Below are 11,667 nucleotides of genomic sequence, written 5' to 3' on the forward strand. Positions count from 1 at the left end.
TACACCCCCGGGTACAACAAGGCCCGGATCGGTTCCTAGGCGGAAATTCCGTCGATCCGGGCCATCGCGTCGTCCGCGCCGAACGGCTGCAAGTACGGCAGCCAGCGCGGATCCCTATGCCCGGTGCCGATGATGCGCCAGGCGAGGCCGGTGGGTGGCGCGGGCTTGTGGCGCAGGCGCCAGCCGAGTTCGAACAGGTGCCGGTCGGCCTTGACGTGGTTGCAGCGGCGGCACGAGGCCACCACGTTGTCCCAGGCGTGCCGGCCGCCCCGGCTGCGCGGAATGACGTGGTCGACGCTGGTTGCGACGCCACCGCAGTACATGCACCGGCCGCCGTCGCGGGCGAACAGGGCACGGCGGGTCAGTGGAACGGGCCCCCGGTAGGGGACCCGCACGAAGCGCTTGAGCCGGACCACGCTGGGTGCGGGGATGGTGCAGGTCGCGCTGTGCATGAAGGCGCCGGACTCCTCAAGGCAGAGTGCCTTGTTCTCCAGGACGAGGACGAGCGCGCGGCGGAGCGGTACGACGCCGAGCGGCTCGTACGACGCGTTGAGGACCAGGACATGCGGCACGGATGCCTCCTTGTACGCCGGCGGCGCGTGGCTCGCGCCGGGACGATCTGTAGCCAGTCTCCCCTCATGCCTGGTCGTAGCGCCACCATGTGCCGGTAACGGCCTTGAAGTGTTTTCGAGCACATCTCCGACGGCGCGCCCGTCCGCCCTGGTGAGCACCGTCTCTCCTTCGAACATGACAACGATCCCCACACAATGCCCCGTTAGTGTGGTGAGTCTGCCCGGTGCATCTCCTGGGCAGGCCGCTATGCCTGGAGGTACCAGCCGTGTTCCTGTCCGCCCTGTCGGCCGCCGGGGCCGACCCGGACCCGACACCGACGCCGACGCGCAAACCCGTGACGCTCGACGACGCCCAGGAGAGCGCGACCAACGCCGCCAGCTGGGTGGAGGAGAACTGGTCGACGTGGCTCGCCATCGGCCTGCGCATCCTGCTGATCGTCGTGATCGCCATGGTGCTCCGCGTGATCGTGCGGCGCGCCATCACCAAGCTGATAGAGCGGATGAACCGCACGGCGCAGGCCGTGGACGGCACCGCGCTGGGCGGTCTGCTCGTCAATGTGGAGCGCCGTCGGCAGCGCTCGCAGGCCATCGGGTCGGTGCTGCGGTCGGTGGCGTCGTTCCTGATCCTCGGCACGGCCGGGCTGATGATCCTCGGTACGTTCCAGATCAATCTGGCGCCGCTGCTCGCTTCCGCGGGTGTCGCGGGTGTCGCGATCGGCTTCGGCGCCCGGAACCTGGTGACCGACTTCCTGTCCGGCGTCTTCATGATCCTGGAGGACCAGTACGGCGTCGGTGACTCGATCGACGCCGGGGTGGCTTCCGGCGAGGTCATAGAGGTCGGGCTGCGCGTGACCAAGCTGCGCGGCGACGACGGCGAGATCTGGTACGTCCGCAACGGCGAGGTCAAGCGCATCGGCAACCTCTCCCAGGGCTGGTCGACGGCCGGTGTCGACGTGACGGTGCGCCCGGACGAGGACCTGGACAAGATCAAGCGGGTGCTCGGCGAGGTCGGCGAGCGGCTCGGCAAGGACGAGCCGTGGAACGAGCAGCTGTGGGGCCCGGTCGAGGTGCTCGGCCTGGACAGCGTGCTGCTCGACCAGATGGTGGTGCGGGTCTCGGCCAAGACGATGCCGGGCAAGTCGCTCGGGGTGGAGCGGGAGCTGCGCTGGCGCATCAAGCGGGCCTTCGACGCGGAGGGCATCCGCCTCGTGGGCGGCCTGCCGGTGCTGCCGGACGGCGGCGTGGCGCAGGCCCCGGACCCGACGGCGGGCATGGCGGCCCCGTCCGCGTACGCCTCGACGACGTCCCCGCAGTCGATGGCGGCGTCGCCGATAGCGCCGCCGCCGAACCTGTCGAAGTAGCCGCGCGCACGGCCCCGCACGACAGCGCCCCCGCAGGTAACGACTTGGTTGCCGCGGGGGCGCTTGCTCTTGACGCCCCCTTCACGGGCCTTTACGTTCCTCGCATCCAATAGGAAGCCTTCCTAACAGTGACATGAGGGAGGCGGGTCGCCGAAGGGCAGGTGTCGTCAGCGATGGCTGGAACCACCCCATCCAATGGGTCTCCCGGCGTGCCGGGCACGCCCCGCGTGCTCCGCGCCATGAACGACCGCGCCGCGCTCGACCTGCTCGCCGCCCACGGACCGCTCACCCGCACCCGCATCGGCGAGCTGACCGGCCTGTCCAAGCCCACCACGTCCCAGCTCCTGAGCCGCCTGGAGAGCGCCGGGCTCGTGCGCACCACCGGCCGCCAGAGCGGACGGCCAGGGCCCAACGCCGTCCTGTACGAGATCGACCCGGCCGTCGGCCACGTCGCCGCCCTGTCCGCCGACCCCACCGGCATCACCGCCCTGGTCGCCGACATCACCGGACGCGAGGTGGGCCGCTGCCGGATCGAGGCCGATTCCGTCTCCGAGGAGGTGCGGCACCGCACCGCCCAACTGGTCGTGGAGGCCGTGGACGGCGCCCTCGCCCAGGCCGGGCTCGGCCACCACGACCTGCGCGCCACCGTCATCGGCACGCCCGGCGCCATCGACCCGCACAGCGGCCAGCTCCGCTACGCCCCGCACCTGCCCGGCTGGCACTCCCGGGCCCTGCGCGCCGAGCTGGCCGAGGTCCTCGGCACACCGGTGGCCATCGAGAACGACGTGAACCTCGCCGCCATCGCCGAGCAGTACGAAGGCGCGGCGCAGGACAACGACGACTTCGTCCTGGTCTGGCTGGACGAGGGCGTGGGCGCGGCGATCGTGCTCGGGGGCGTGCTGCTGCGCGGCGCGACGGGCGGCGCGGGCGAGATCGGCTACATGCCGGTGCCGGGCGCGCCGCTGTTGCGCGGCCCCGGGGGGACGCCGTCCTCGTACCGGGGCGGCTTCGAGAGCCTCGTCTCCGGTGCGGTGGTCCGCGAGCGGGCGGGGGGCAAGCCGCTGCCCGACGCGCTCGCCGACGCCGTCGTGCGCGACGAGCTGGCCCACCACATCGCCACCTGCCTGGCCGCGATCGTGGCGGTCGTCGACCCCGAACTCGTCGTCCTGTCCGGCCAGGTGGCCCAGGCGGGCGGCGAGGAGCTGCGCCTGCGCGTCAAGGAGGAGATGACCGGGCTCGCGCTGCCGCGCCCGCTCCTGCGGATCAGCGAGCTGGACGGCGACCCGATCCTCACCGGCGCCCTGCGCACCGCCCTCGACCAGGCCCGCGAAACCCTCTTCGACACCGCCTGAGCCCACCGGCTCCACATCCCCCCGGGCACACCCCGCCCCGGACCCGCACCCGAGGTCGACCCGGCCCCGCCCCCGACGCCCCCTCCCGCAAAGGAAGTCCGCCATGCCGCGATGGCGCATACGCACCCGCGTGCCGGTCGCGCTCGCCACCGCCGGGCTGCTGTTGGCCGGTTGTGCCAACCCGAGCACCGGCAGCGCCGACGACGACCCGACGAAGCCGGTGACGCTGAAGTTCTGGCACGGCTGGGCGGCGCCCGGCGAGGTCAAGGCGATCAACGCGAGCATCGACCGGTTCGAGAAGCTGCACCCGAACATCAAGGTGAAGGCGACCGGCAACGTCACCGACGCCACGATCAACCAGGCGCTGCGGGCGGGCGGCGGGGACAGCCCCGACGTGGTGTCGTCGTTCACCACGAACAACGTCGGGCAGTACTGCGACTCCGGCATGTGGGTCGACCTCGACCCGTTCATGAAGAAGACGGGCCTCGACAAGAAGAAGACGTTCCCCAAGACCCTCCTCGACTACACGAGTTACGAGGGCACCCAGTGCGCGCTGCCGTTCCTCGCGGACGCGTTCGGCATGTACTACAACAAGGACGCCTTCAAGGAGGCGGGCATCAAGCGCCCGCCGCGCACCATGTCGGAGTTCAAGAAGGCCGCGGCGAAGCTGACGGTGCGCAGCGGCAAGGACTCGTACCGGCGCGTCGGTTTCATGCCGAACTTCCGGCTCTACCAGAACTCCCCCGACCGGCTGTTCGCGCAGTGGGGCCCGAAGTACTTCGACGCCGAGGGCAAGTCGAACCTCGCGAACGAGCCGAAGACGTACGACTTCTACAAGACCACCAATGAGCTGATCAGGGCGCAGGGCGGCTACGACGACCTGGAGAAGTTCCGGTCCACGTTCGGCGACGAGATGTCGAGCCAGAACGGCTTCCTCACCGGCAAGCTGGCGATGCACCTGGACGGCGAGTGGCGCGGGCTGATGCTGGACGACGCGAAGGCGAAGTTCGACTGGGGGGTCGCGCCGCTGCCGGTGCCGGACGACCAGGCCGACACCTACGGCCGCGGCTTCATCACCGGCACGGTCCTCGGCATCGCGCACAGCAGCAAGCGCCAGAACGCCGCCTGGGAGCTGGTCAGGTTCCTGACCGCGAACACGAACCAGGTCGTGGACCTCGCCAACGACATCCACAACGTCCCGTCCACCTTCGCGGCCCTCAAGTCGCCGCGCCTGGACGCCGATCCGCGCTTCCGCACCTTCTTCAAGATCCTGGAGAGCAAGCACAGCACGGCGCTCCCGCCGTCCACGAACGGCGGCGCGTACATCGTCTCGCTGGGCGACTTCTCGTACTCCGTGGAGGCGGGCGGCAAGAAGAACCTGCGCGCGGAGCTGAAGAAGCTCGACGACCAGATCGACGCCGACAACCTCCAGGCAGAGAACTGAGGAGCGCCCCGCCATGGCCCTGTCACTCTCCAATCCCGCGCGCCGCAGACTGCGCGTCCTCGGCTTCCTCTCCCCCTGGCTGATCGGCTTCAGCGTCTTCTTCCTGTATCCGCTGATCGCCACCGTCTACTTCTCGTTCATGCACTACAACCAGATCAAGGAGCCCACCTTCGTGGGCCTCAGGAACTGGCGGTACGTGTTCGAGCAGATGCCGCTGTTCGGCCCGGCGCTGTGGAACACGCTGTGGCTGGTGGTGGTGATGGTGGCGCTGCGGGTGGTCTTCGGGCTCTCGCTCGGGCTGCTCATCACGAAGCTCAAGTCGGGCGTCGGCCTCTTCCGCACCGCGTTCTACATCCCCTACCTCGCCCCGCCGGTGGCGGCGACGGTCGCCTTCGTCTTCCTCCTGAACCCGGGCACGGGTCCGGTCAACGAGATCCTGTCCCGGGTCGGCATCGACGCGCCCACCTGGTTCAACGACCCGAACTGGGCGAAACCGTCGCTGGTGATGCTGTCCCTGTGGGGCATCGGCGACCTGATGGTGATCTTCATGGCGGCGCTGCTCGACGTACCGAAGGAGCAGTACGAGGCCGCGGAGCTCGACGGCGCGGGCGCCTGGGCGAAGTTCCGGTACGTCACCTGGCCGTCGATCACACCGATCGTGATGTTCGCGGTGGTCACGGGCGTCGTCCAGACCATGCAGTACTACACGCAGGCCCTGGTCGCGGGAAAGATCGCCTCCGGTGTCTCCATCGGCCCCGGCTCGGTGATCCAGCCCGGCTATCCGGACCACTCGACCCTCACGGTCCCCCAGCTCGTCTACTCGATGGGCTTCCAGAACTTCAACACCGGTGCGGCGTGCGTGCTCTCGCTCGTGCTCTTCGCCATCGCCATGGCCGTGACGATGCTGCTGATGCGCAAGCGCTCCGGCCTGCTCTCGGCGGAGGACTGATCACCGATGACTTCCACGACACTCAGCGCACCCGCCGCGAAGGCCCCCGACGCCCCCGTGCGGCCGCACGGCCCGGAGGCCGCCCGCGCCCGCCGCAAGCGGATCCTGCACTGGATAGCGGTCCACAGCGTCGCCATCGCCGTGGCCCTGCTCTTCATCCTGCCCTTCGTGTTCGTCTTCCTGACGTCCGTGATGAGCGACTCGCAGGCGATGAGCGGCGACCTGTGGCCGTCCTCCTGGCACTGGGAGAACTACAAGGCCGTCTTCGAGACGGACGGCTTCCTCACCTGGTGGCGCAACTCCCTGATGTACGCGGGCCTCGGCACCCTCTTCACGGTGTGCTCGGCGATCCCGGTGGCGTACGCCCTCGCCAAGTTCCGCTTCCGCGGCCGGCGCACGGCGATGCTGCTCGTCATCTCGACGATGATGCTGCCGCCGCAGGTCATCGTGATCCCGATGTACCTGGTGTGGGCGCAGCAGTTCCACCTGTCGGGCACGCTGTGGCCGCTGATCATCCCGATGGCGTTCGGCGACGCGTACTCGATCTTCCTGCTCCGCCAGTTCCTCCTGACCATTCCCAAGGAGTACATCGAGTCGGCGCGCGTGGACGGCTGCGGCGAGTTCCGCACCCTGCTCACGATCATCGTGCCGATGGCGAAGCCCGGCATCGCGGCGATCGCGCTGTTCCAGTTCTTCTACTGCTGGAACGACTACTTCGGCCCGCAGATCTACGCGGCCCAGGACCCGGGCTCGTGGACGCTCTCCTACGGCCTCGAATCGTTCAAGAGCGCCCACATGGTGAACTGGAACATGACCATGGCGGCGACGCTGCTGGTCATGGCTCCGGTCATCGTCATCTTCTTCTTCGCACAGAAGGCCTTCGTCGAAGGCGTCACCCTCACCGGAGTAAAGGGCTGATTCAGCACATGAAGCTCGCAGTGGTCGGCGGAGGCTCGACCTACACACCCGAACTCATCGACGGATTCGCGCGGTTGAGGGACACCCTGCCGATCGAGGAACTCGTCCTCGTCGACCCGGCGGCCGACCGCCTGGAGCTGGTCGGCGGCCTCGCCCGCCGCATCTTCGCCAAGCAGGGCCACCCGGGCCGCATCGTCACCACGTCCGACGTGGACGCGGGCGTCGCCGACGCCGACGCGGTCCTCCTCCAGCTCCGCGTGGGCGGCCAGGCGGCCCGCCAGCAGGACGAGACCTGGCCCCTGGAGTGCGGCTGCGTCGGCCAGGAGACGACCGGCGCGGGCGGCCTCGCCAAGGCGCTGCGCACGGTCCCGGTGGTCCTCGACATCGCCGAGCGCGTCCGCCGCACCAACCCGAACGCCTGGATCATCGACTTCACCAACCCCGTCGGCATCGTCACCCGCGCCCTGCTCCAGGCCGGGCACAAGGCCGTCGGCCTGTGCAACGTCGCCATCGGCTTCCAGCGGAAGTTCGCCGCGCACCTGGGCGTGGACCCGGCGCAGGTGCACCTGGACCATGTGGGCCTGAACCACCTCACCTGGGAGCTGGGCGCGCGCGTCGGCGGCCCCGAAGGCGAGAACGTCCTGCCGAAGCTCCTCGCCGAGCACGGCGAGGCCATCGCCGCGGACCTGCACATGCCGCAGACGATCGTCGACCGCCTCGGCGTGGTCCCGTCCTACTACCTCCGCTACTACTACCAGCACGACGCGGTCGTACGGGAACTGCGCACCAAGCCGTCCCGGGCGGCGGAAGTGGCCGCGATGGAAGCCGAGTTGCTGACGATGTACGGCGACCCGGCGCTCGACGAGAAGCCGGAGCTGCTGGCCAAGCGGGGCGGCGCGTTCTACTCCGAGGCGGCGGTGGACCTGGCGGCGTCGCTCCTCGGCGGCGGCGGAAGCCCGTACCAAGTGGTGAACACCCGCAACAACGGCACGCTGCCCTTCCTCCCCGACGACGCGGTCATCGAGGTACAGGCATCCGTGGACGGCACCGGCGCCACCCCGCTGGCCGTCCCCGCCCTGGACCCGCTGTTCTCCGGCCTGATCGCGAACGTCACCGCGTACGAGGACCTGGCGCTGCACGCGGCCCTGCACGGCGGCCGCGACCGCGTCTTCAAGGCGCTGCTCGCCCACCCCCTGGTGGGCCAGTACGAGTACGCGGAGAAGCTCACGGACGACCTCGTCGCACACAACCGGGAGCACCTCGCGTGGGCCTGAGTACAACGCACGGCGCGGGCCCTTCGGCGTCCCTGTCCCTGCTCGCCATCGACGCGGGCAACAGCAAGACCGACGTCGCGGTGGTCACGGCGGCCGGAGAGGTCGTCGGCGCGGCGCGGGGCGGCGGCTTCCAGCCCCCGCTGGTCGGCGTGGAGACGGCCGTCGACATCCTCGCCGAGGCGGTGGACCGGGCGCTGGCCCAGGCCGGGCGCACCTCGGTCGGGCATGTCTCGGCGTGCCTGGCCAACGCCGATCTGCCAGTGGAGGAACGGGAGTTGGCGGCGGCGCTGCGGCGGCGCGGCTGGAGCACGAGCGTCGACGTCCGCAACGACACCTTCGCGATCCTGCGGGCGGGCCTCGTCGAGGACGCGGAACCGCGCGGGGTCGCGGTGGTGTGCGGCGCGGGCATCAACTGCGTGGGCATGCTCCCGGACGGCCGCACGGCCCGCTTCCCGGCGATCGGCAAGATCTCCGGCGACTGGGGCGGGGGCGGCGGCCTGGCCCAGGAGGCCCTGTGGCACGCGGCCCGCGCGGAGGACGGCCGGGGCGGGCCGACGGCCCTCATGGCGACCCTCCCCGCCCACTTCGGCCTGCCCACCATGTACGCCCTCATCGAGGCCCTGCACCTGGGGCACATCCCCCCGTCCCGCCAACACGAACTGACCCCCGTCCTCTTCGCCACCGCCGCCGCCGACGACCCCGTCGCCTGCTCCCTGGTGGACCGCATGGCCGAGGAGGTGGTGGCCATGTCCACCGTGGCCCTCGCCCGCCTCGGCCTCCTCGACGAGGCGGCCCCCGTCCTCCTCGGCGGCAGCGTCCTGGCGGCCCGCCACCCCCGCCTCGACGACACCATCCGCACCCTCCTGGCGGACCGCGCCCCCAAGGCGAATCCCCGCGTGGTCACGGAACGCCCGGTCCTCGGGGCGATCCTCCTGGGCCTGGACGAACTGGGCACTCCGGCGAAGGTGCACGCACGGGTGCGGGACCACTACACGACGCCCCACCACTAGGGCCTGTCCGGTGGGCAGGCCCCAGCCGCTCGGGGAGCCCCCGGCAGGGCCCCACCCGTCCCCACCCCGCGCGAAGGGAACCGAACACGCTCCCGAGGCGTGTTCAAAGACGCCAGGCCGGCCACCAATCCGCACAAGATCGAGTCAAGCCCTGTGCGGATGTCAGTCCCTACGGCGATACTTGCGGCCGTGCACTGCTTCCGCAGCCACCAAGGCCCGGAGGCAAGGGCAGTCCGAAGACCAAGGGGGAGGTCGAGGTCAGGTGACACACCCACCACAGGCACCACCGCAAGTGCCCGCGCCCAGCCACCCGCCGCTGCCGACGCAGGCAGCGGCGACGGCCAAGGCACCGCGCCAGGCGCCCACGCCGGCGCGAAGCACGGCGTGGGCCGAGGGCGTGGACCGCCTGCGCGCGGCGGCGACGACGGAGCCGGGCAGGCTCCGCGCGATAGGCGCCGTCCTGGCGGCCCTGGTCCTGGTGTTCGGCGCGGTCACGGCCTGGCAGACGACGTCCCGGGCGGACGCGGCGGACCGCGTCCTGAACCGCAGCCAGCCGCTGAGCAACGACGCGGCGGCGATCTACCGCTCGCTGGCGGACGCCAACACGGCGGCGTCGAGCGGCTTCCTGGCGGGCGGCCAGGAACCGGCGAAGGTCCGCGAGCGCTATCAGCGCGACATCGACCGGGCGAGCGAGAAGCTGGCGACGGCCGCGTCGAACGCGGGCTCGGACGCCTCGTCGGCGGCGTCGGTGAGCCAGTTGAACAAGCTCCTCCCCCAGTACACGGCCCTGATCGAGCGGGCCCGCGCCAACAACCGCCAGGGCCTGCCGCTGGGCGGCGCCTATCTGCGGTACGCGAACGACACGATGCAGACCCGGATGCTCCCGGCCGCCGAGAAGCTCTACAAGGCGGAGAACGAGCGCCTGACCGATGACTACGGGGACGCGAAGCCGTATCCGTGGCTGGCGATCGCCTTCGGAGTCGTGGCCCTCGCCGCCCTCGGCTGGGCCCAGCACCGCAACTACCGCCGTACGAACAGGGTGTTCAACACGGGCCTGGTGGCGGCCACGACGGCCGCGGCGGTGGCGCTCCTGTGGCTGCTGGCCGGACACACCTTCGCCCGCTCGGGCCTGAACGAGTCCTACGACCGCGGTGTGAAGTCCCTGAACGTCCTCAACGACGCCCGCATCAGCTCCCTGAAGGCCCGGGGCAACGAGAATCTGACGCTGGTCAGCCGCGGCGCCGAGACGGTCCTCGTGGGCGACGCCACGAAGGACAAGTTCGACGTGGCCTACCAACGGCAGATGGCACGGCTCGCGGGCGCGAAGGCGGGCGACGAGGGGCTGCTCGGCAGGGCCGCGGAGCTGGCCGACGACGCGTCGGGCGAGCGCCCGGTGGCGGCGGCCGCGAAGAACGTGACCGAATGGAAGGACCGCCACAAGTCGGCCCGCGCGAGCGACGACTCGGGTGACTACGAGGGCGCGCTCGACAAGGTCATAGGCGCGAAGAGCGCCGAGCCGACCGGCGAGTCCTTCGACAACGTGGACGCGGCCCTCGATGTCGCGCTCGCGCACGAGCAGCGCGAGTTCAAGCGGGCCGCCGAGGACGGCAAGGGCGCCATGACGGGCCTGCCCGTGGGCGCGGCCGTGCTCGCGGTCGTCGGTGCGGCGGCCGCCGTGCTGGGCATCGGCCGCAGGCTTTCGGAGTACCGGTGATGGGGGGCGCGCGGACGATGCGTACGCGACCTGGCGGGACGGAACAGCACGGCGCCGGAGCGCACCCGCGCCGCGGCCTCGCGGCACTGCGCGGCTGGGGCGGGGTCGCCTCGATGGCCCTCGCCTGTCTCCTGGCGACCGCCCTGATCCTGGCCCTGCCGCAGCTGCGCGGCGACAACGACCCGGGCAAGGACGGCGGTTCGGACGCGGCCGACCGACTGACGCAGGCCGCGCCCGCGCGCGCCGACGAGTGCCAGGCGCCCGAGCGCAGCCTGCGCCCCGCCACCAAGGACGGCCCGACGATCGAGAAGATCAAGCAGCGCAAGGTCAAGAAGCTCGTCGTCGGCGTCGACCAGAACAGCTACCGCTGGGGCTACCGCGACCCCAACAAGGGCGTCGGCAAGCTGGAGGGCTTCGACATCGACCTGGCGCACGAGATCGCCGAGAAGCTGCTCGGCGACCGCGACGCCGTGGTGTTCCGCGCGATCCCCACCAACCAGCGCGTGCCGGCGATCCAGAGCGGCCAGGTCGACATGGTCGTGCGCACGATGACCGTCAACTGCGACCGCATCAAGGACGTCGCCTTCTCCACGGCGTACTTCGAGACCGGCCAGCAGGTCCTCGCCCCGAAGACCTCCGACATCACGGGCTACGACGACTCGCTGAAGGGCAAGAAGGTCTGCTCCGCGGCGGGCTCCACGGCGGAGACGGCACTCAAGGAGAAGAGCTTCGGTGCCGACATCAGGACCACGGTGCCGAACCAACTCGACTGCCTGGTAAGGCTTCAGCTCGGCGAGGTGGACGCGGTGGTCACCGACAGCGCGCTCGCCGCGGGCCAGGCCGCCCAGGACCCGACGGTGGAGCTGAAGGGCGACAAGCCGTTCACCACGGAGTACTACGGCGTGGCGATGAAGAAGGACGCGGACGACCTGGTGCGGCGCGTGAACGACGTACTGGACGACTTCCGCAAGGACAAGGACGGCTGGCGCGCCTCCTACGACAGGTGGCTCGCGGACGACCTCGGCGACTCGGCGGGCCCGCCGAAGCCGAAGTACAAGGACTGACCCCCGGAT

General features: G+C 70.7%; 10 protein-coding genes. 9 read left to right on the forward strand and 1 reads right to left on the reverse strand.

Going from position 1 to position 11,667, the window contains the following annotated elements; translation table 11 throughout:
* Nucleotides 1-35: 35 nt before the first annotated feature.
* Nucleotides 36-572: an HNH endonuclease gene (locus tag IE274_RS02045; RefSeq protein WP_190113768.1), complete on the reverse strand. Its 537-nt coding sequence runs from the start codon at nucleotides 570-572 to the stop codon at nucleotides 36-38.
* A 266-nt stretch (nucleotides 573-838) separates the two neighbouring features.
* On the opposite strand from IE274_RS02045, the gene IE274_RS02050 reads away from it, so the two are divergent.
* From IE274_RS02050 to IE274_RS02090, 9 genes are all read left to right on the forward strand, one after another.
* Nucleotides 839-1,933, forward strand: a complete 1,095-nt coding sequence (locus IE274_RS02050) for a mechanosensitive ion channel family protein (protein WP_190113769.1) — start codon at nucleotides 839-841, stop codon at nucleotides 1,931-1,933.
* Between the two features lie 173 nt (nucleotides 1,934-2,106).
* On the forward strand, nucleotides 2,107-3,285 hold the full coding sequence (locus IE274_RS02055; RefSeq protein WP_190113770.1) for an ROK family transcriptional regulator: 1,179 nt from the start codon (nucleotides 2,107-2,109) through the stop codon (nucleotides 3,283-3,285).
* 103 nt (nucleotides 3,286-3,388) lie between these two features.
* Nucleotides 3,389-4,729, forward strand: coding sequence for an ABC transporter substrate-binding protein (locus IE274_RS02060; RefSeq protein WP_190113771.1), 1,341 nt, complete (start codon nucleotides 3,389-3,391; stop codon nucleotides 4,727-4,729).
* A gap of 13 nt (nucleotides 4,730-4,742) precedes the next feature.
* On the forward strand, nucleotides 4,743-5,678 hold the full coding sequence (locus IE274_RS02065; RefSeq protein ID WP_190113772.1) for a carbohydrate ABC transporter permease: 936 nt from the start codon (nucleotides 4,743-4,745) through the stop codon (nucleotides 5,676-5,678).
* A 6-nt stretch (nucleotides 5,679-5,684) separates the two neighbouring features.
* Nucleotides 5,685-6,596, forward strand: a complete 912-nt coding sequence (locus tag IE274_RS02070; protein ID WP_190113773.1) for a carbohydrate ABC transporter permease — start codon at nucleotides 5,685-5,687, stop codon at nucleotides 6,594-6,596.
* A gap of 8 nt (nucleotides 6,597-6,604) precedes the next feature.
* Nucleotides 6,605-7,870, forward strand: a complete 1,266-nt coding sequence (locus tag IE274_RS02075; protein WP_190113774.1) for a 6-phospho-beta-glucosidase — start codon at nucleotides 6,605-6,607, stop codon at nucleotides 7,868-7,870.
* Nucleotides 7,861-8,880 carry an N-acetylglucosamine kinase gene (locus IE274_RS02080; RefSeq protein ID WP_229909090.1) on the forward strand — a complete coding sequence of 340 codons (1,020 nt, stop codon included), beginning with the start codon at nucleotides 7,861-7,863 and terminating at the stop codon, nucleotides 8,878-8,880. Before IE274_RS02075 ends, IE274_RS02080 begins: the two co-directional genes overlap by 10 nt.
* 262 nt (nucleotides 8,881-9,142) lie before the next feature.
* Nucleotides 9,143-10,594, forward strand: coding sequence for a GlnX family signal transduction membrane protein (locus IE274_RS02085; protein WP_190113775.1), 1,452 nt, complete (start codon nucleotides 9,143-9,145; stop codon nucleotides 10,592-10,594).
* 113 nt (nucleotides 10,595-10,707) lie between these two features.
* Nucleotides 10,708-11,658, forward strand: coding sequence for a glutamate ABC transporter substrate-binding protein (locus IE274_RS02090; RefSeq protein WP_229909175.1), 951 nt, complete (start codon nucleotides 10,708-10,710; stop codon nucleotides 11,656-11,658).
* The last annotated feature ends 9 nt before the right edge of the window (nucleotides 11,659-11,667 follow it).

The sequence above is a fragment of the Streptomyces flavofungini genome (assembly GCF_014650815.1).
GTDB lineage: Bacteria > Actinomycetota > Actinomycetes > Streptomycetales > Streptomycetaceae > Streptomyces > Streptomyces flavofungini.

What these genes read in the sequence shown, in the direction of transcription:
- IE274_RS02060 (WP_190113771.1), top strand. Translation starts at nt 3,389, where the DNA reads ATGCCGCGATGGCGCATACGCACCCGCGTGCCGGTCGCGCTCGCCACC.
- IE274_RS02090 (WP_229909175.1), top strand. Translation starts at nt 10,708, where the DNA reads ATGGCCCTCGCCTGTCTCCTGGCGACCGCCCTGATCCTGGCCCTGCCG.
- IE274_RS02075 (WP_190113774.1), top strand. Translation starts at nt 6,605, where the DNA reads ATGAAGCTCGCAGTGGTCGGCGGAGGCTCGACCTACACACCCGAACTC.
- IE274_RS02055 (WP_190113770.1), top strand. Translation starts at nt 2,107, where the DNA reads ATGGCTGGAACCACCCCATCCAATGGGTCTCCCGGCGTGCCGGGCACG.
- IE274_RS02065 (WP_190113772.1), top strand. Translation starts at nt 4,743, where the DNA reads ATGGCCCTGTCACTCTCCAATCCCGCGCGCCGCAGACTGCGCGTCCTC.
- IE274_RS02070 (WP_190113773.1), top strand. Translation starts at nt 5,685, where the DNA reads ATGACTTCCACGACACTCAGCGCACCCGCCGCGAAGGCCCCCGACGCC.